We start from the raw sequence: 19,174 nt of genomic DNA on the forward strand, positions 1-19,174 counted from the left end.
GATGTCAACGGCTCGCGCAGCGACACCGCTCGCACCGTCTCGTAACACCGACCCGACCGCCTCCCCCACCCCCGACGCCACCGACAACGCTGCCGACACCGCCGAGCGCGCGCTGCGGCACGCCAAGGTGCGGGCCGCGCTGGCCGACGAGGGCCTCGACGCGCTGCTCGCCTACGGGCCCGGCTGGCGCAGGGAGAACGTCCGCTACTTCACGGACGCACGCGCCGAGGGCTCCTCGTCCCTCGTGCTCTTCCCCGCGGGGCCCGGGGCTCCGGTCACCGCGTTCTCGACTCGCCGTGGCGACCTGCCGGTGCTCTCGGGGCGCGGCTGGGTCGACGCCGCGGCCGAGGTGGACGTGTTCGACCCGGCGCCGCTCGTCGAGGCGCTGCGTGCGCTCGGGACGCGCCGTGTCGGGGTGGCGCATGCGGAGCTGCTGCCCGCGGTGCTCGCTGCCGCGCTCGAACGGGCCCTGCCCGGTGTGGAGTTCGTGTCGGCGACCACGCTCATGGACCGGGTGCGGATGGTCAAGAGCGACTGGGAGCTGGCCAGGATGCGGCGCAGCGCCGCGGTCTGCGCGGCGGGCTGGGAGGCGTTCGTGGACGTCCTCGAACCCGGCCTGCCCGAGTACCGCATCGTCGCCGAGGTGGAGGCGCGCATCAAACTGCTGGGCGCCGAGGACAACTTCATGCTCATCGCCTCGGGCAAGGACGAGGTGCGCGGCATGACGGCGCCCACCCCCAGGGTGCTGGAGGCCGGCGACATGGTGCGTACCGAACTCACCCCGCAGATGGACGGCTACTGGCTCCAGATCTGCCGCTCCGCCGTGGTGGGCCCGCCGAGCGACGGGCAGCGCCGCTCCTTCGCGCTCTTCGACGAGGCGGTGGCGGCCGGGATCGCGGCCACCAGGCCAGGGGTGACCGCGCACGACGTGGCGAAGGCGCAGAACGACGTGTTCCGCGCGCACGGCCTCGGCGAGTACTGCACCAGCCAGTACACCAGGGTCCGCGGCCACGGCCACGGTCTCCACCTGGACGAGACCCCGATCATCGAGGGCAACGAGACGGTGCTGCCGGAGAACGCGGTGTTCATCATCCACCCCAACACCTATACACCGCTGGCCGGTTACCACGTGCTGGGCGATCCGGTGCGGGTGACGGCGGACGGCTGCGAGGTCCTGATCGACACCGAACGCAGGCTGTTCCACAGCGAGAAGGGGGTGGCGGCGTGAAGCGCGGACTCGTGGTGCTCGACGAGGCGGAGGTGCCCGGGGCCGAGTGGCGGGGGCGGATGGACACGCTCCGCCACGACCTGGCCGGGGCGGGTGTCGACGTGGCGCTGGTGTACGGGGACGTGTACGCGTCCGACGACATCGCGTATCTGACCAACCTCTGCATCTACTGGAACGAGGGCGTGCTCGCGGTGCCGGTGAGCGGCGAGAGCGTGTTCCTGACGAAGCTGTCGCCCCGGGTGCACCCGTGGATGCGGCGGATCTCCACCGTGGACCGCATCGAGAGCGGGCGCGGCTTCGGCGCGCTGGTGTCGGCGCTGCTCGGCGGGCGCGCGGGCGCCACGGTGGGCCTGGTCGACGCGGACCGCTGGCCCGCCCCCGTGGTGGCCGAAGTACGCGCGGCGCTACCGGGTCTGACGGTGCGTGAACTGCCGTCGCTGGTACGGGACAGGCGCGCGGTGGTGTCGCCCGCGGAACTTGCGCTGCTGCGGCGCGGCGGCGCGGTCGTCGGCTCCGCGGTCGACGCGGCCGCCGCCGACGGGCTCGGGGAACGGGAGCGGGTGGCGACGGTGGAGCGCCTTGTGCGCGGCGCCGGGTTCCTCGACGTGAAGTGTGTGACGGCGGGCGCCCCCGACGGTGCGGCGACGGTCGCGGCCACGGGGCAGTTCAGGACGGGCTGGCTGCACGCGGCCAGGATCGCGGACGCCGGGGCGAGCCCCTGGGCGGGCGCGCTGCGGGCGGCCCTGGACGCGGCGGTCGCCGCCGTACGCGAGGGGGCGAGCGCGCGGACGCTGGCCGAGGCGGCGGCGCCCGCGCTCGCCGGGCTGCCGCGGGACGCGGACGCCCGGGTGCGCTGGACCAACCAGGCCGACCTGGCTTCGGCGGGCGAGTACCACCGCCGCCCGCCGGGCGAGGCGCTGGCGGCGGGCGCGGTGGTGGCGGTGGGGGTGGACGTGCTGTTCGGCGCGGGCGGCTACGCGGAGGCCGCCGACACCGTACGGGTCACGCGGGACGGCGCGGAACGCCTCACGGGCGCCGCGGGCGACGGCGGGGAGGGCGGCGCGTGAGGATTCTGTCCAACGACGACATCCAGAAGGTGCTGACGGCGGAGGAGTGCCTCGACACCCTCGCCACCGCGTACCGCGAGCTGTCCACCGGCGAGGGCGCCAACCGGCCCCGCAACCACACCTACTTCCCGGTGCGGGACGACCGCTGGCCCGGCTTCGGCTTCCGCTTCAAGTCGCAGGAGGGCGGCAATGTCTCCAGCGGGGTGTGGGCGCTGCGGATCACCTCGGACATGGCGGGGGTGGAGACCCTGCCCAGCGGGGTGCGGCGGCGCAGGCTGATCCCGGCGGCGCCCGGGGACCGTTACGTGGGCCTGGTGACGCTGTACAGCCTCACCACCCTGGAGCCGCTGGCGATGCTGCACGACAGCTATGTGCAGAAGATGCGGGTGGGCGCCACCTCCGCGCTCGGCATCAGGGAGCTGTCCCGGGAGGACGCCACGGTGGCGGGCATGTTCGGCTCGGGGTGGCAGGCGGAGGCGCACCTGGAGACGCTGCTGCTGGTGCGGCCCGGGATCGAGGAGGTGCGGGTGTACAGCCCGACGCCCGAGCACCGGGAGCGGTTCGCGGCGGTGTGGAGCGAGCGCACCGGGCGCAGGGTCGTCGCGGTGGACGAGCGCAGGGACGCGGTGGCGGGATGCCAGATCGTCACCTGTGCCACGGCCGCCATGGAGCCCTGCTTCGACGGTGCCTGGCTCGACCCGGGCACCCATGTCACCGCGATCACCTCGCCCGACGGCACCGCGACCCGGCGGGAGTTGGACGACACCACCTTCGACCGGGCGGACCGTGTCACCGTGCTCTCGCGCGAACAGGTCCACCACGACAAGCAGTTCGACATCCTCGGCCCGGTGGAGCGTGGCCGGCTCGGCTGGGAGGACATCAGGGAACTCGGCGAGCTGCTGCTCGGCGAGGCCCCCGGGCGCGCCTCCCGGGACGACATCACGGTGTTCGCCAACAACACCGGTATGGGCGTGCAGTTCGCGGCCGTGTGCGCGCGGGCGCTCGCGCTCGCAGAGAAGCAGGGACTGGGGCACGAGGTGCCCACGGAGTGGCTGCTGGAGGAGACAAGCCCGTGAGCGCGGCGGCGCACGCCCCGGGCACCACGGACCCGTACGGCAGGAGGAGAGAGCGCACCATGACCGCACACATCACCGCCCCTGGACCGCCCCCGGACGGCGGGGGCGCCGCGCCCCGTGTCGGGGGCCCCGCCATCACCTTCGGCGACAACGTCAACACCGATGTCATCATCCCGGGCCGCTATCTCGTGAGCATCGACCCGGCGGAGCTGGCCGAGCACGCCTTCGAGCCGCTGGGGCCCGAGGTGCAGCGGGCGCTGCGGGCGAGCGGCGTGGTCGTCGCGGGCCGCAACTTCGGCTGCGGCAGCGCCAGGGAGCAGGCCGCGACCTGCCTCATCGGCGCCGGGATACGGGCCGTCGTCGCGGCCTCGTTTTCCCGGGTGTTCTTCCGCAACGCCATCAACACAGGTCTTGTCGCCGTGGAGTGCCCGGAGGCGGTCGACGCGTTCGGCGCCGCGGGCGGCGCGGGCGAGATGTGGGTCGACTACGACGAGGGCACCGTCGAGACGGCGGGCCGCACCTTCCACTTCGCCCCGTATCCCCAGGGGTTGAAGGACATCCTCGCGGACGGCGGGCTCATCCCCCATCTGATGCGCGAGGCGGAGGACGGGAACAGCCGGGGGCAGCGGCAGGGACGGGAGGGGGCGGGACGATGAGCGGGACGGCAAGCGCGCCGAGGACGTTCGCGCAGAAGGCGATCGAGCGGGCGTCGGGGCTCTCGGGGCTCGCCCCCGGGCAGATCGTGGACGCCTATCCCGACCTGTATATGAGCCACACCGCGAGCTGGCGCTGCATCCGCACGCTGGAGCGCATGGGCGCCACCGATCTGTACGACCGGGACCGGGTGGCGATGGTGATGGACCACATCTCGCCCGCGATGAACGCGAAGACGGCCGCCGACCACCGGCTCTGCCGGGAGTTCGCGGACCGGATGGGCATCAAGCACTTCTACGACGTCAACGCGGGCATCGCGCATATCGTGCTGATGGAGAACGGCCTCGTCAGGCCGGGGCAGTTCGTCATCGGCACGGACTCGCACTCCACGATCTACGGGGCGCTCGGCGCGTTCGGCACGGGAGTCGGCTTCAGCGAGATCACGGCGGCCTGGGTGACAGGGAAGCTGTGGGTGAAGGTGCCGGAGTCGGTGCGCGTCGAGATCGAGGGGGAGCTGCCTGCGGGCAGTTACGCCAAGGACGTGATGCTGAAGCTGATCGGGGACCTGGGCGCCGACGGACTCACGTACCGCTCGGCCGAGTTCGGCGGCTCGTATGTGCGCTCCCGGTCGGTGTCGGAGCGTATGACGTTCTGCAACCTGGCGATGGAGATGGGCGCCAAGAACGCGTACGTGGCGCCGGACGCCACCACCGGGGCCTACCTCGCCGACGAGGCGGGGGTGGGTCCCGACGGGTACGAGGTGCTGCTGCCCGACGAGGGCGCCGAGTACCGCGACACGGTGGTGCTCGACGCCACCGCGCTCACCCCGAAGATCGCGGTGCCGCACACCGTGGACAACGTGGTCGACGTGTCCGAGGTCAGCGGCACCCGCCTCGACCAGGTCTTCATCGGCTCCTGCGCCAATGCCAAGTACGACGACCTGGCGATCGCGGCGGAGGTGCTCGCCGGGCACAAGGTGGCGCACGGGGTGCGGCTCGTGGTGACGCCCGCGTCGAGCGCGGTGCTGGCGAAGGCGTCCGCGAGCGGGGTGCTCGCCACCCTCATCGAGGCGGGCGCGATGATCACCAACGCGGGGTGCGGTGCCTGCGCGGGCAACGGCGGCGCGATGGCGGACGGCGAGGCCACTCTCTCCACCGCCAACCGCAACTTCCAGGGGCGCATGGGCAGTTACCAGTCGAGCATCTATCTGGGCAGCCCCGCGACGGCCGCCGCCTCCGCGATCACCGGTGTCATCACGGACCCCTCGGAGGTGCTGGCGTGAACCTGGTCGAGAAGATCCTCGCGCGCGCGAGCGGCAGGGCGTCCGTGCGCCCCGGCGAGATCGTCGTCGCCGAGGTGGACCGGCTGCTGATGCACGACCTCAGCGGCTACCTCACCTCGCGGGTGTACGACGAGCAGGTGGGGCGGCCGATCCCGCACCCCGAGCGCACCCTGATGGTGTTCGACCACCACTACTCGCCGCCCACCGAGCGCCAGGCCGACGTGCTCCACCACAACCGGGAGTGGGCCCGCCGCACCGGGGTCAACCTGCTGGACTGCGGCAGCGGCAACCTCCACCACGCGGCCGTGCGCGGCGGGTTCGTCAAGCCGGGCATGATCGTCGTCGGCTCCGACAGCCACACCCCGGTGCACGGGGCGCTGGGCGCGTTCGCGGTGGCGCTCGGCAACGACTCCCACGCCGGGACCGTGCTGCCGTACGACAAGGCGTGGTTCCGGGTGCCGGAGACGGTCAGGATCGAGTTGCACGGGGCGCCGCGCCCCGGCACCACGCCCCGGGACGTCGCCATGTGGCTGACGGCGGAGATCGGTGAGGGCGCGCTGAACTACCGGGCGCTAGAGTTCGCGGGCCCGTACGTCAAGCAGCTCGGGTTCTGGGACCGCTGGCTGTTCCCGCTGCTCTGTGTGGACCTCGGCGCCAAGTGCAGCTACGTGGAGCCCGACGAGGTCACCGAGGCGTTCGTACGGGCCCTGCCCGGCGGGCTGTCCGAGGAGATCCCGCACGGCGACGGCGGGGAGGCGGCGACGGTGCTGCGGCACGATGTGAGCGACGTCGTGCCGCAGATCGCGTGCCCGCCGACGGTCGGCAACGCGAAGCCGGTCGCCGACGTCGCCGGACGGCCGGTGCAGTACGCCGAGTTGGGCGGGCACGGCGGCGGCAGGACCGAGGACATCAGGGTCGCCGCCGAGGTGCTGCGGGGCCGTACCGTGCACCCCGGCACCCGGCTGAACATCGTGCCGTCGAGCCGCGAGGTGTTCGCCGAGGCGCTGCGGGAGGGCCTGGTGGCCGAGTTGCACTCGGCGGGCGCCAACTGGTTCCCGCCGAGCACCGGTTCCAACCAGGCCATCAACATGGGCGCGATGGCGGCGGGCGAGGCGACGGTGTCCACCCATGCCCGCAACTTCCCCGGCCGCAACGGCAGTCCGGAGGCGGAGATGTACCTCGCGTCGGCCGGGACCGTGGCGGCCTCGGCGGCGGCGGGCGCGATCGCGGAGAGGAGCGCACTGTGAGGTTCGAGGGCCGCTGCTGGGTGTTCGGCGACAACATCCCCACCGACCGGCTGGTCAAACCGGAGTACGTCTTCGAGCCCGTGGAGGTGATGGCCAAGCATGTACTCGAAGACCTCGACCCCCGCTTTCCCCGCGAAGTTGCCTCCGGTGACATTGTGGTGACGGGTCGTCACTTCGGGCAGTCGTCGGGGCGTGCCATCGCGGCGAAGGCGCTCGCGGCCACCGGCATCGGCTGTGTGGTGGCCGAGTCCTTCGCCCGCACCTTCTACCGCAACTGCTTCGAGATCGGCCTGCCCGCCGTCGAGGTGCGGGGGATCACCGCCCTCGCCACCCCCGGCGCACCGCTCCGGGTGGACCTCACGAGCGGCGAGGTCACCGACCCCGCCTCGGGCGCCACCGGCCACGGCGCGCCCGCCGACCCGTTCCTCGTCGACATGCTGGCGGCGGGCGGACTGATCGCACTGGCACGCAAGCGCCCCGAACTCTTCGCCACACCGGCGGAGGGCTGAGCCCGGGGCGCCGGGGCCTCACCTGCGTGGGGATGCCGGGGAGCGTGGGCCCGGGTCGGCCAAGGCCGCGGCGGCTCAGGCGAGCCGGTGGTGGGGCCGTAGTACATCGCTCATACTTTTCTCCCGCCACCGCCGCAGCAGGTCGTGGAAGGCGACCGCGCCGTGGGGGTAGGCGTTCGGGCCGTTGGGACGGCCCCGCCCCTCGGCGTTGTAGTAGCCGGGGGTGCACTCCGCGTGGAACCACGCGTGGTCGGCGGCCCCGGTGGCACAGACCGTGAGCCAGGCGTCCACCGCTTCGGGGGACGGTTCGAGGACGGCGTCCTGCTTCTCGGCGGCGGCGACCAGGGCCGCCGCGTGGCCGGCCTGCTCGTCCAAGATGTGGGCGAAGTTGACGCTGCTGGCGTTCTGCTGCGGGCCGAGCTGGATCAGGTTGGGGAAGCCGTGGACGGTGAAACCGTGCAGGGTACGCGGTCCCGTACGCCGTAGTACGTCGAGCAGTGCGACGCCGTCGCGGCCCTTGACCGGCAGTGTGCCCGAGGTGACGCCGGAGACGCCGACCGAGAAGCCGGTCGCCATGATGAGGCAGTCGATCTCGAACTCCGCGCCCCCGACGACGACTCCGCGCTCTGTCATGCGCTCAATGCCGTGCGTGTCGGCGGTGTCCACGAGCGTGACGTTGGGACGGTTGAAGGCGGGCAGGTACGTGTCGGAGAACGTGGGACGTTTGCAGGCGTAGCGGTACCAGGGCTGGAGGACGGCCGCCGTCGCCGGGTCGGTGACCTCGGCGGTGACCCGGCCCCGTATCCGGTTCATCGCGGCGTGGTCGGCGGCCTCGTAGCGGGCCTCGAAGTCCGGGTCGTCCGGGCGGCGGAAGCTGGGCAGCAGCTTTTCCAGCAGACCCGCCGACTCAGTCCAGCCGTCGGCCACGAGGTCCCGCTCCGCGGGTTCCCCGGAGACGATCCGCAGGAAGTTCTCCCGGCGCTCGCCCGCCCAGCCGGGCCGGTCGGCACCGACGTCCCGCGCCGTCGTGCGGCGCTGGCCGCGCACGCCCACGGCGGAGGGGGTGCGCTGGAAGACATACAGGTGCCGGGCGTCCGCGGCGAGCATCGGAATGGCCTGCACGCCGGTCGCGCCGGTGCCGACGACCCCGACGCGCTTGTCGGCCAAGCCCGTCATGCCACCGTCCGGACCGCCGCCCGTGTAGGCGTAGTCCCAGCGTGAGGTGTGGAAGGTGTGGCCCCTGAAGTCTTCGATGCCGGGGATGCCGGGCAGCTTGGGCTCGGAGAGCGTGCCGGTGGCGGTGACCACATAGGTGGCGTGGAACTCGTCGCCGCGGTCGGTCGACACCGTCCACAGATGGGCGGATTCGTCCCAGGTGAGGGCGGTGACGACGGTGGAGAACAGGGCTTCGTCGTAGAGGCCGAAGCGCTTCGCGATCCGGACCGCGTGCCGCCGGATCTCCTCGCCCGGTGCGTACTTCCACTCGGGTACGTAGCCGGTCTCGTCGAGCATCGGCAGGTAGACGTGGGACTCGATGTCGCAGTGGACGCCGGGGTAGCGGTTCCAGTACCAAGTGCCTCCGAAATCGCCGCCCTTCTCGATGACCCGTACCCTCCGCACGCCCCGCTGTCGCATCCTGGCGCCCGCCAGGAGCCCGCCGAACCCGCCGCCCACGATCGCGACGTCCACCGTGTCGCGCAGCGGTTCGCGCTCCGGGACGTCCCCCGCGTACGGGTCGGCGGCGAAGTACCCGAACTCGGCGGTGGTGGAACGGTACTGGGCTGTTCCGTCGGGGCGGACGCGGCGCTCGCGTTCGGTGCGGTAGCGCTCGCGCAGCGCGGCCGTCTCCTGCGGGGTGGGGGGAGTTGCGGCGCAGGGGGGCAGGGGCATGCGTCGGCTTCCTCTCGTGGGGAGTTCGTGGGGAGCGGTGCGGCGCGGGGCTCGCGCCGGGCGTGCCGCACGGTCGTGAGTACCGTAACCCAACAACCGGACAAGGCTGTCCGGTAGGGTCCGCAGCAACCCGCCGAGGCGCCAGCCGCTCGGTCACGCACTCACCAGGAAAGGCCCCTCATGCCCGAACTCACCCGTGCCTCCCCGCTGCGCGACTGGCTCGCGCACCCCGCCGCCGGGCAAGTGCTGCGTGGCATGCTGGCCTTGGGAGACCGGAGCGAAGGCGATCTCGTCCCCGACCTCGGGCTGCCGCTCGAGCGGTTCGCGCGGTCGCGGACGGGGGCTCTCCCGGCGGAACTCGTCGACACGCTGGTCGCCGCCGCCGGGGCCAGCGAACCCACCGGGGCGCCGCCCGCGGCCGGGGCTCCGGCCCCGGTACCGACGACCGGTCCCGGCAGCGAGAGCGGCGGTCCCGAGGCGTGGACGGAGCGGGTCACGGCCGACCGGTTCGCCGGCCAGACCGTCGTCGTCACCGGCGCCGCCTCCGGGATCGGCCGGGCGGTGGCCTCACGCGTCGTGCGCGAGGGCGGGCGCGTCGTGGCCGTCGACGTCCGGGAGGACAGGCTCACGGCCCTGGCCGCCGAACTGGGCGGCGCCATCGTGCCCGTCCCCGCCGACGTCACAGAACCCGCCTCCGCCACCGCCGTGGTCGTCGCGGCGGGCGGGCGGGTCGACGCACTCGCGAACGTCGCGGGCGTGATGGACGACGACGCGGCCGTGCACGAGGTCGACGCAGAGGTATGGCAACGCGTCATGCGCGTCAACGTCGACGGCCCGATGCTCCTGATGCGCGCCGTGGTGCCCGGCATGCTCGCGGCGGGCGGCGGCCGGATCGTCAACATCGTCTCCGAGGCCGCACTGCGGGGTTCGGCCGCCGGCGCCGCCTACACGACGTCCAAGCACGCGCTCGTCGGCCTGACGAAGGCGTCGGCGTACCAGTACGCGGGCACGGGCGTGCGGGTCAACGCGGTGGCGCCGGGCGCCGTCGCCACCGGTATCCACGTGCCGAAGGGCGCTCCCTACGGCTCGTCCCGCACGGCGCGGATGCGGGTGGCGATCCCCGGTCTTGCGATGGCCGGGGAACTGGCCGCCTCCATCACCTTTCTGCTGAGCGAGGACGCCGTGAACGTCAACGGCGCGATCCTGCCGTCCGACGGCGGCTGGTCGGCCGCCTGACCCGGCCGGGCCGTCCGGGCCCCGCAGACCCCGGCGCCGGACGACGACCCACCGGGCCCCCACGCCCACGACGACCCCCCACGAGCCCACAGAACGGAGCAGTCCCCCGCATGACCCTCCCGACCCGAATGCCCCGGCCGCGTGCTTCCCGCGCCCTGCCGGCACTGGCGGCGGCCCTCGGTCTCCTCGCGCTGTCCACCGGATGCGGCACGGAACGGGCCGCCCCCGCGGACGCCCGCCCCGCCTCCCCGGAGGGGCGCACTCTGCACGCCACCCGGATCGCGCACGTCACCGACGCCCACCAGGCCACCGGCATGACCCTTCTTGAGGGGCCGGTCCTGAACCGAGCCGGTGACCTGTACGTCGTGGACGTCACGGCGCCGCCCGGCGCGCCCAAACTCCTCTCGGTCGATGTGGAAACAGGCGCGCACAAGGGCGTCTACACGGACAGGACGAGCGCTTTCACCTCGGCGCAGATCAGCCCGCGCGACGGCCGCGTCTACCTGACCGACTACGGCTCCGGCCGCATCGTCAGCCTGGCCCAGGACGGCTCGGACCCGAGGGTGTTCTTCTCCGGCGAGGTCGACGGCTCGGTGATGAACCCGGACGACATCGTCTTCGACGACGACGGAAACCTGTACATCAGCGACCTCCAGGGCATGAGGACCGGCGAGGCCGAGGGCCGCGTCGTGCGCATCGACCGCGACGGCAGGGGCAGTTCGGTCCTGGCCGACGGACTCGCGCACCCCAACGGCGTGATGTTCGACCCCGGCCTGCGCGGTCTGTGGATCAGCGAACTGGCCACGGACACGGTCTCGTACCTGCTGCTCGACGCCGACAGGACGACAGTGAAGAGCCGGCACGAGGCCATCCACGTCGACGGGGGCCTGGCCCAGACGGACTCGATCGGCGTGGACGCCGAGGGCAACCTCTACCAGGCGCTGCACGGCCGTCCGGCGATGGCGGTCTTCAGCGAGTACGGAGCGCGCCTGGGGACCGTCGAGATCCCCGCGAAGGAGGCGAAGGGGCTCGAATCGGCCACCAACGTCGCCATCGCACCGGGAGGCAGGAAGGCGTACATGACGGTCAGCGGCCCCTCCGGCGGCTACGTCTACGCGTTCACACCCCTGGCGAAGGGCATCCGCCTGTCCAACGGCGGCTGACTCACGGGCCGGCCGGCCGCAGCGGTCCCACCTCGATGCCGAGCAGCCGCCAGGCCGCGAGCGCCACGCGCTCCCGGTCCACGAGGTCGGGGCCGCCCACGGCGCCGGAGACCATGGCGACGGCGAGCATGAGATCGTCGGCGGTCAGGTCGCTCCCCGCGGCGGGCAGGCAGCCGCCGAGAACGGTACGCACCCGGTCGGCCAGCCGCCGTGCGTGCGCCTCGTCGCCCTGGACCCGCAGCAGGTCGACGAAGGCCGTCGAGCGGGTCAGGCTCCACGTGACCACACCCAGCACGGACGCGAGGTCGGCAGCGGGCTCCTCGGCGGCCTGTTCGATCTGCCGCACGTTCTCGTCGAGGACGGCGGAGGCGACGGCGGCCCGATCGGCGAAGTGCCGGTAGAAACTCCCCTGCCCGACCCCGGCGCGGCGGGCGACGGCGGACAGCGGGGCGCTGAGCCCCTGCTCCGCGAAGACCTCGCGGGCGGCGGCGATGAGGGCGGCCCGGTTGCGCGCGGCAACCCGGCGGCCTTGGTTGGCCGGGGCCCGACCCGGCGCGACCTGCGGCCCCGGGGCCGGGGGATCGGTGGGCTTCGTCACGCGAAAAGGGTAATACCACCTCACGCGGGCCGACGCGGCCGTGTGGCTCCTGGGGAACGACGGCGACGGCGGTCTCCGGTTCACCACGCCGGGGTGGTGAACCACCGCGAATTCCGGCGGCCTTCCCCCGCACCGCCCCTGCTGAGGGCGCGGGCCCGCCCTGCGCGCTCGGTCGCGGCGTACCGTCTTCCAAGGTCACGGGGCTGTCAAGCGGTGAGAGGCGGATGAGAGCCGACAGAGAGCGGTGGCTGTTTTCCTGGTGCTTCACCAGGGACGAGAGAGGCACACGGATAACCCGGTCCCATGACGCGGGCCGTCTCGCCCGTCGGGGGGCGGGCGAGGCGGCCCGGCATGACACCTGCTACGACGCGTGCGCGCGCAGCCAGTCGAGGATAAGACCGAGCCGGTGCAGTCGGTGGTCGGGGCGGCCCGCGGAGGCGAAGTCGTGGGAGGCGCCGGGGTAGCGGGCGAGGGTGACGTCGTGTCCCCGGCGGCGCAGGGCCGCATAGAACTGCTCGGCCTGCTCGACGGGGCAGCGCTGGTCGACCTCCCCGTGGACGAGGAGCAGCGGCGTGGTGACCGCCGCCGCGTGCGCGAGCGGTGAGCGGTCCCACAGCTCGGCGGCGCCCGCCGCGTCGAACAGGTCGGCGCCGCCGAACTCGTGGCGGTTGACGGAGAAGCCGTTGTCCGAAGTGCCGTACTTGGACAGCAGGTTGGAGATCGAGCGCTCCGACACGGCGGCGCGGAAGCGGCCGGTGCGTGTCACCGTCCAGTTGGCGAGGTAGCCGCCGTAGCTGCCGCCGCTCAGATAGAGCCGGTCGGGGTCCGCGAGCCCGGTGGCGACCGCATGGTCCGCGAACGCCAGCACGTCCGCGAGGTCGCCGCGGCCCCACTCCCCCACGCTCAGCGCGCGGAAGGCGCCGCCGCGGCCTGAGCCGCCGCGTATCTCCGGCAGCAGCACATGGAAACCGGCCGACAGCAGGCTCTGGGTCTCCACGTCGAACGCGTTGCCGTACGTCATATGGGGGCCGCCGTGCAGCCGCAGCAGCACGTCGCCGCGGCGGGCGGTGGGCGAGCGGTACAGCAGCCCGCGCAGGGGGAGGCCGTCCGGCGAGGTGAGGGACACCTCCTCGGGCGCCACCGGGCGCGCCGCCCGCGCCCACGCGGTGTTCAGCGCCGACAGACGGCGCCCGCCCGGCACCACCGTGTACAACTCGACCGGCTCCGTGGCCGATTCGAGGCAGCAGACGGTGGTTCCCGCGGCGGTCGCGAAGTCCGTGACGGAGCGCCCGGGAGGGGTGAGGCGGCGCGCGGGGCCACCGTCGGACGTGCCCGCGTAGAGTGCGGCCTCGCCGTGCACGGTGGCGGCGAACACGATCCGCTCCCCGTCGGCGGCGAGCAGCCGGGCAGCGCCGCCGGGGCGGGCGTCGGCCCGTACCGAGTACTCGCACTCCAGGTCCTGGCCGGGGAAGACGGGCGCGCCCTCGTCCGCCCACCACAGCCGCGGTGGGTCCACGCTGTGGCCCGCGGCCCCGGGGGCCAGCGCGACGGGGCGCCCGGAGCCGGTCACCGCCAGCGCGCGGACCGGCGCGGGCGCCCGCCACACCGACTCGTCGGCGCCGGTCGCCGGGGTGTGCCGGCGCACTTCTCCGCCGGGCTCCGCGGTGTCCGCGTGCCGCGGGCGCACCGTGTAGAACACACCGCCCGCACCGTCGGGCACCGGGGTGCCGAGGCGCCGGGCGGGGCCGCCCTCGACGAGCCTGGCCGCGTCGGCGGGCCGCCCGTCGCGGCCGACGGTGAGCAGCCACAGGGTGTCCAGGGGTTCGACGGGGCCGCCCGCGCCGTCCGCCTTGTACCGCAGCCAGTCGATGACCACGGGCGCGGGCGCCCGGGTGCCGTCCGGCCTGGCGTACACCGCGGCGACGCGCTCGGCGTCGAGCCATGCGAACACCACGGGCCGCCCCTCGGGGGCGCCCGCGACGGGCTCGGGGGTGCCGCCCGCCGAGGGCACGAGCCAGAGTCCCGGGGCGCCGTCGCGGTCGCTGCGGAAGACCGTCAGGGAGCCGTCGGGCGAGACCGCGGGCGCGGTGTCGGACCAGGCGCCCTCGTCGGTGAGGACGCGCGGGGCCCCGGGCCCGGTGGGGTAGCGCAGGAGGTGCGCGTGGTGGCGGGTGCGGTCGGGGGCGGTGCGCTGTACGGAGCACACCGCCCAGGTGCCGTCGGGGGCGAGTGCGGGCGCTCCGGCGAGCGCCAGCGCGGCCAGGTCCTCCGGCATGGTGCCGGGACGGCGCCCGCTCATGACCCGCCCCCGTCCGCAACGCCCTTGCTTCCAGGGCTGGTCGAGTGGTTCTCCGCGAACGCGGCGCGGGCCCGTTCCAGCAGTTCAGGCTCCGTGAACAGCGCCATGAGGACGGCCGCCAGCATGGCGCCGCCGTCGAGCACCGCCGCGTCGGCGGGCGGCGAGGCGGCGCCCGCCGCGAAGTCCCTGGTGTGCAGGGCGGCGCCCGGCACCGCGTCCACGTAGGCGTGCAGCGCGGGCACCCGCATGCTGACGTTGCCCATGTCGGTGGAGCCCGCGGGTCCCGCCCAGCCGCTGCCGGGCGGGATGGGCCTGCCGAGCGCGGCGAAGGCGTCCGCGGCGAGTGCGGTGAGCACGGGGCTCGGGTCCATCGGGTCGTACGCGGGCGCCTTCTCGCCGAACGTGTAGTCGGTGCCGGTGGCGATGGCCGCGCCGCGCACACAGTCGTGCACCGCGTCGAGCAGCCGTCCGCGCAGATAGCCGCTGTCGGTGGCGCGCGCGAACAGCTCGACCCTGGTGTGCTCGGGGATGATGTTGATGGACTGGCCGCCCTCCGCCACCTTGGCGTGCACCCGGGAGTCCGGGGTGAGCTGCTGGCGCAGCAGCCCGAGCGCGACCAGCAGCAGGGTGGCCGCGTCCAGCGCGTTCCTGCCGCGCTCGGGCGCCGCGGAGGCGTGCGAGGCGCGTCCGGTGAAGACCGCTTCGAGGGAGAGCCGCCCCAGGTTGGTCCGTGACACCGCGTCATATCCGGCCGCGTGCACCATGACCGCGGCGTCGACGCCGTCGAGCACCCCGGCCTCGATCAGCCGCACCTTGCCGCCACCGCCCTCCTCGCCCGGGCTGCCGATCACCAACAGCGTTCCCTTGGCGCCGTGTTCTGCCATGAGGGCGGCGGTGGCGAGGGCGGCGCCCGCGCCCGCTGCGGCGATCACGTTGTGCCCGCAGCCGTGCCCGAGCGAGGGCAGCGCGTCGTACTCGCAGAACACCGCGAGCACCGGGCCCGCGCCCGGCTCCCCGAAGACCCGTTCGGCGCGGAACGCGGTGGGCAGGCCGCCGGTGCCCTCCTCGACGGCGAAGCCGTGCCCGGCGAGCAGCGCGCGCAGCCGCCCTGCCGCCTCGTGCTCCTCGAAGCGCAGTTCGGGGCGGGCGTGGAGGGCGTGGCTGAGTTCCAGGAGTTCGTCGGCGACGGCCCCGGTGCGTGCTCGCGCCGCTGCGGCGAACCGGGCGCCCGCCGCGGTGTTCCCCGCGCTCATGCCACCGCCTCCGCGGTCTCCGCGTAGTGGCAGGCGGCCCTGCGGCCCGCGACCTCCCGCAGGGCGGGCTCCTCGGTGCGGCAGCGGTCCGTCGCCAGCGGGCAGCGGGTGGAGAAGACACAGCCAGGGGGCCGGTCGAGGGGGCTCGGCAGCTCCCCGGCCCGCACGGTGGCCCGCCGGGCCTCGGTGCCGCCGTCGCGGCGCACCCGGGGGCGGGGCACGGCGGCCAGCAGGAGCTGGGTGTACGGGTGCCGCGGATCGGCGAACAGCGCCTTGGTGGGCCCCTGTTCGACGACGCGGCCGAGGTACATCACGGCGGTCTCGTGGGCGAGGTGCCGTACCAGGGCGAGGTCGTGGCTGATGTAGAGGTAGGCGAGGCCGAGTTCGCGCTGGAGCCTGCTGAGCAGGTTGACGACCTGCGCCTGCACCGAGACGTCCAGCGCGGAGACCGCCTCGTCGCACACCACGAACTTCGGGTCGAGCGCCAAGGCCCGTGCGATCGCGACGCGTTGGCGCTGGCCGCCGGACAGCTCGTGCGGGTGCCGCTCGGCGTACGAGGACGCGAGGCCGACCAGGTCGAGGAGTTCGGCGACGGGGCGGGCGCCGCCGGGGCCGCCGAGGGGGACACCGTGCACCCTGGCGGGCTCGGAGAGTATCCGCTCGACGCTCATCCGGCCGTTGAGCGAGTCGTACGGGTCCTGGAACACCGGCTGCATGTCACGGCGCAGCAGCCGCAGCTCCTTCTTGCCGAGCCGGTTGACGTCCCGCCCGCCGACGGTGACCGTGCCCTCGGTGGGCCGTTCCAAGGCGAGCAGCAGCCGCCCGGTGGTGGACTTGCCGCACCCCGACTCGCCGACCACGGCGACGATGCGGCCGGGTCCCACGGTGAGGTCGACACGGTCGACGGCGGTGAGGGCGCGCCGCCCCGCGGGGGTGCGCACCTGGTAGCGCTTGGTCAGCCCCTCGGCCCTGACCAGGGGTTCCGTGGCGGTGGCGGGCTCCGTGGCGGCGGTCATGACGGTGCCTCCTCACGGGCGGCGGTGTGTTCCGGGTACCAGCAGGCGGCGGCCGAGCCGCCCGGGGTGACCTCGGTGAGCGGCGGGCGTTCGCGGCAGCGGTCGCGAGCTTTGGGGCAGCGGTCGAGGAAGGGGCAGCCCGCGCCGCGCTCGCCGAGCGGCGGCACCCGGCCCGGGATGGTGGGCAGTTCGCCCTCGCGGGGGTCGTCCGGGTCCGGCACGGACGCCAACAGGGCGGCGGTGTACGGGTGGTGGGGCCGGTCGAGGACTTCCGCGAGCGGCCCCGCCTCGGCGACGAGGCCCGCGTACATCACGACGACCCGGTCGGCGATCTCCGCGACGACGCCCATGTCGTGGGTGATGAAGAGCACCGCGGCGTCCCTGGTGGACTCCCGCAGCAGCGCGAGCACCTGCGCCTGCACGGTGACGTCGAGCGCGGTGGTGGGCTCGTCGGCGACCACCAGGTCGGGCGAGCCCGCGAGCGCCATGGCGATCATCACGCGCTGGCGCATGCCGCCGGAGAGCTGGTGCGGATGGCTGCGGGCGCGCACCGCGGCGTCGGGGACGCCCACCGACTCCAGCAGCCGCACCGCGCGTTCGCGCCGCTCGGCCCTGCGGTGGGTGCCGTGGATGGCCATGACCTCCTCGATCTGGGCGCCCACGGCCATCAGCGGGTTGAGCGCGGTGGCCGCGTCCTGGAAGATCATGCCGACCCTGGTGCCGCGCAGCGCGCGCCACTGCCGCTCGCTCCTGCCGACGAGCTGGTCCCCGTCGAGCAGCGCGGACCCGGTGGCGGTGGCGCCCTCGGGGAGCAGTCCCGCGAGGGCGAGCGCGCTGAGGGTCTTGCCGCACCCGGACTCGCCGACGACCGCGACGGTCTCGCCGCGCCGCGCGCTCAGGGTGAGCCCGTCCACCGCGTCGAGCCCGGGGCCGAAGGAGACCCGCAGGTCCCGCACGTCCAGCACGGTGTCGTCGTCCGCCACCGCGGCGGTGGCCTGCGCGGCGCTCACCGCGGCCACCCGAGGCTGTCCGCGCCGACCTGCCGTGAGGCGGGGTGGGACGCCCCAGCGGCCCGGTGGTGGGCGGCGAGTTCGCCCGCGGTGCCGATCCAGATGTCGCCGAACTCCTTGGCGGTCTCCAGCAGTTCACGCAGCCGCAGCACGCGCGCCGGGCGTCCGGAGAGCCAGGGGTGCACGGTCAGGTTGACCAGGGTGCCCGCCTCCCTCGCGCCCTCCAGTTCCCCGAGCCAGGCGTCGTACAGCACGCTGGCGCCGTAGGGCGGGCGGGTCTCGCTGTGGCCGGTGTAGCGGTAGTAGACGGCGTCGTCGGTGGCCCAGTCCACCGGGACCTCCACCACGTCGTCCACGAGGTAGGGCCGGTCGTCGCCCATGAGGGAGCTGTCGTAGCCGAGGCCGAGCCCCGCGAGGGTGCCGAACGCGTCGGGCGGCATGGAGAAGCTGGGCGAGCGGTAGCCGGCCGGTGCGGTTCCCGTGATGTCGCCGAGGAGGTCGCGGGCGCGGGTGAGGGTGGTGCGCAGCTCGTCGGCGCCGAGTGCGGCGGGCGGCTCGTGGAGCCAGCCGTGCAGGGCGATCTCGTGCCCGGCGGCGTGGATCTCGGCGACCGCGCCGCGGTAGGTGCCGGCGATCCAGCCCGGCACGAAGAACGTGGCGCGTACGCCGGTGCGCTCCAGGGCGGCGAGGACGTGCCGTACGCCGCGGCGCGGCCCGTAGCGGCGCTGCTCCAACTCGCCGACGTCGTGCGGCGGATCGTCGCGGCGCCGCCACAGCATCGGGGACTCGCCGTCGAAGTCGAACGTCACGCAGAGCCCGGCGCGCCGCCCTTCGGGCCAGGGGTAGGGGCCGTTCATCGGCCGTCTCCTTCCGCGGGTGCGGCGGGCGGCGGTGTGTGGTCGCCCGCGGTCCTGCCGCCGTCCACGGCGAGGGTGGTCCCGGTCACGAACGACGCGTCCCCCGACGCCAGCCAGAGCACGGCGGCGGGCGCGTCGGCCGGGCCCGAGGTGCGGCCGAGGGGGATACGGCGCCGCATCGATGCGACATGGCCGGCGCCGAGCGCGCTGACCTCGCTGCCGGGTGCGAACCCGGGCTGCACCGCGTTGACGCGGATGCCGTGCGGGGCGGCTTCGAGGGCGAGCGACCTGGTCAGCACCTCCACGGCGGCCTTGCTCGCCGCGTACACCGAGCCGCCGGCGCCGGGGCGCACGGCGGCGCCCGAGCTGATGTTGACGATGCTGCCGGGCACTCCGGCGGCGGTCATCGCGGCCACCGCGCGGCGGGTCAGTTCGTGGAGCGCGACCACGTTGACGTCGAGGATGCGGCGCACCTCCTCAGGGCCGGTGGTGGCGAGCGGGGTGCGGGGGTAGAGCCCGGCGTTGTTGACGAGGACGTCGGGGCTCTCCCAGGTGTGCTCCACCGCGTCGCCGAGGGCGGCGAGGCCCGCGCCGTCGCCGAGGTCGGCGGCGAGGCGGCGGGCCCCGAGCCGGTCGGCGAGCGCCGCGAGGGGTTCCTCGCGGGCGTCGGTGAGCAGCAGGTCGGCGCCCGCGGCGGCGAACGCCTCCGCGATCCAGGTGCCGAAGATCCCGGCGGCGCCGGTCACCACCACCCGGGCGCCGGTGAACTGGTCCCGGTAGTCGAGCATG

The 19,174-nt window shown here is 74.2% G+C and carries 17 protein-coding genes; 9 read left to right on the plus strand and 8 right to left on the minus strand.

Annotated features, from left to right (window positions below; all coding sequences use genetic code 11):
- The first annotated feature begins 1 nt into the window (after position 1).
- The 7 genes from ACIBIW_RS02350 to ACIBIW_RS02380 are packed head-to-tail and all read left to right on the plus strand — an operon-like array spanning position 2 to position 7,063.
- Positions 2 to 1,228, plus strand: coding sequence for a M24 family metallopeptidase (locus ACIBIW_RS02350; RefSeq protein WP_399331013.1), 1,227 nt, complete (start codon positions 2 to 4; stop codon positions 1,226 to 1,228).
- Complete coding sequence (locus ACIBIW_RS02355; RefSeq protein WP_399331015.1) at positions 1,225 to 2,295, plus strand: hypothetical protein; 1,071 nt, start codon at positions 1,225 to 1,227, stop codon at positions 2,293 to 2,295. The genes ACIBIW_RS02350 and ACIBIW_RS02355 overlap by 4 nt, the downstream gene beginning before the upstream one ends.
- Positions 2,292 to 3,371, plus strand: a complete 1,080-nt coding sequence (locus ACIBIW_RS02360) for an ornithine cyclodeaminase family protein (RefSeq protein ID WP_399331017.1) — start codon at positions 2,292 to 2,294, stop codon at positions 3,369 to 3,371. Before ACIBIW_RS02355 ends, ACIBIW_RS02360 begins: the two co-directional genes overlap by 4 nt.
- 59 nt (positions 3,372 to 3,430) lie before the next feature.
- The gene (gene leuD / locus ACIBIW_RS02365) at positions 3,431 to 4,027 is read left to right on the plus strand and encodes a 3-isopropylmalate dehydratase small subunit (protein ID WP_399331019.1); all 597 of its coding nucleotides are present in this window, start codon (positions 3,431 to 3,433) and stop codon (positions 4,025 to 4,027) included.
- Complete coding sequence (locus ACIBIW_RS02370) at positions 4,024 to 5,307, plus strand: aconitase/3-isopropylmalate dehydratase large subunit family protein (protein ID WP_399331021.1); 1,284 nt, start codon at positions 4,024 to 4,026, stop codon at positions 5,305 to 5,307. The genes leuD and ACIBIW_RS02370 overlap by 4 nt, the downstream gene beginning before the upstream one ends.
- Entirely contained in the window at positions 5,304 to 6,554 is a 1,251-nt protein-coding gene (locus tag ACIBIW_RS02375; protein WP_399331023.1) for an aconitase family protein, read from the plus strand. Before ACIBIW_RS02370 ends, ACIBIW_RS02375 begins: the two co-directional genes overlap by 4 nt.
- Positions 6,551 to 7,063 (plus strand): 3-isopropylmalate dehydratase, encoded by a 513-nt coding sequence (locus ACIBIW_RS02380; RefSeq protein ID WP_399331025.1) that lies wholly within the window; start codon positions 6,551 to 6,553, stop codon positions 7,061 to 7,063. The genes ACIBIW_RS02375 and ACIBIW_RS02380 overlap by 4 nt, the downstream gene beginning before the upstream one ends.
- 75 nt (positions 7,064 to 7,138) lie before the next feature.
- Here ACIBIW_RS02380 and ACIBIW_RS02385 read toward each other — a convergent pair whose 3' ends face one another.
- Positions 7,139 to 8,953 (minus strand): flavin-containing monooxygenase, encoded by a 1,815-nt coding sequence (locus ACIBIW_RS02385; protein WP_399331027.1) that lies wholly within the window; start codon positions 8,951 to 8,953, stop codon positions 7,139 to 7,141.
- A gap of 180 nt (positions 8,954 to 9,133) precedes the next feature.
- Between ACIBIW_RS02385 and ACIBIW_RS02390 the strand changes: the two genes are divergently transcribed.
- Together ACIBIW_RS02390 and ACIBIW_RS02395 are read left to right on the plus strand one after the other, a co-directional pair.
- Positions 9,134 to 10,189 (plus strand): SDR family NAD(P)-dependent oxidoreductase, encoded by a 1,056-nt coding sequence (locus ACIBIW_RS02390; RefSeq protein WP_399331029.1) that lies wholly within the window; start codon positions 9,134 to 9,136, stop codon positions 10,187 to 10,189.
- A 110-nt stretch (positions 10,190 to 10,299) separates the two neighbouring features.
- Positions 10,300 to 11,352, plus strand: coding sequence for an SMP-30/gluconolactonase/LRE family protein (locus tag ACIBIW_RS02395; protein WP_399331031.1), 1,053 nt, complete (start codon positions 10,300 to 10,302; stop codon positions 11,350 to 11,352).
- A gap of 1 nt (position 11,353) precedes the next feature.
- On the opposite strand, the gene ACIBIW_RS02400 is transcribed toward ACIBIW_RS02395, so the two are convergent.
- The 7 genes from ACIBIW_RS02400 to ACIBIW_RS02430 all read right to left on the minus strand — a co-directional run bounded on the left by ACIBIW_RS02400 (position 11,354) and on the right by ACIBIW_RS02430 (position 19,173).
- Positions 11,354 to 11,950, minus strand: coding sequence for a TetR/AcrR family transcriptional regulator (locus tag ACIBIW_RS02400; protein WP_399331033.1), 597 nt, complete (start codon positions 11,948 to 11,950; stop codon positions 11,354 to 11,356).
- A gap of 361 nt (positions 11,951 to 12,311) precedes the next feature.
- Positions 12,312 to 14,249 (minus strand): S9 family peptidase, encoded by a 1,938-nt coding sequence (locus ACIBIW_RS02405; RefSeq protein ID WP_399331035.1) that lies wholly within the window; start codon positions 14,247 to 14,249, stop codon positions 12,312 to 12,314.
- The gene (locus tag ACIBIW_RS02410) at positions 14,246 to 15,502 is read right to left on the minus strand and encodes an amidohydrolase (protein ID WP_399331037.1); all 1,257 of its coding nucleotides are present in this window, start codon (positions 15,500 to 15,502) and stop codon (positions 14,246 to 14,248) included. The genes ACIBIW_RS02405 and ACIBIW_RS02410 overlap by 4 nt, the downstream gene beginning before the upstream one ends.
- Positions 15,499 to 16,518 carry an ABC transporter ATP-binding protein gene (locus tag ACIBIW_RS02415; protein ID WP_399331039.1) on the minus strand — a complete coding sequence of 340 codons (1,020 nt, stop codon included), beginning with the start codon at positions 16,516 to 16,518 and terminating at the stop codon, positions 15,499 to 15,501. The genes ACIBIW_RS02410 and ACIBIW_RS02415 overlap by 4 nt, the downstream gene beginning before the upstream one ends.
- Positions 16,515 to 17,528, minus strand: coding sequence for an ABC transporter ATP-binding protein (locus ACIBIW_RS02420; RefSeq protein ID WP_399331041.1), 1,014 nt, complete (start codon positions 17,526 to 17,528; stop codon positions 16,515 to 16,517). Before ACIBIW_RS02420 ends, ACIBIW_RS02415 begins: the two co-directional genes overlap by 4 nt.
- On the minus strand, positions 17,525 to 18,385 hold the full coding sequence (locus tag ACIBIW_RS02425) for a polysaccharide deacetylase family protein (protein ID WP_399331043.1): 861 nt from the start codon (positions 18,383 to 18,385) through the stop codon (positions 17,525 to 17,527). Before ACIBIW_RS02425 ends, ACIBIW_RS02420 begins: the two co-directional genes overlap by 4 nt.
- Positions 18,382 to 19,173 carry an SDR family NAD(P)-dependent oxidoreductase gene (locus ACIBIW_RS02430; protein WP_399331045.1) on the minus strand — a complete coding sequence of 264 codons (792 nt, stop codon included), beginning with the start codon at positions 19,171 to 19,173 and terminating at the stop codon, positions 18,382 to 18,384. The genes ACIBIW_RS02425 and ACIBIW_RS02430 overlap by 4 nt, the downstream gene beginning before the upstream one ends.
- Position 19,174: the final 1 nt, after the last annotated feature.

The organism is Streptomyces sp. NPDC050560 (genome assembly GCF_044457285.1).
Taxonomy (GTDB): domain Bacteria; phylum Actinomycetota; class Actinomycetes; order Streptomycetales; family Streptomycetaceae; genus Streptomyces.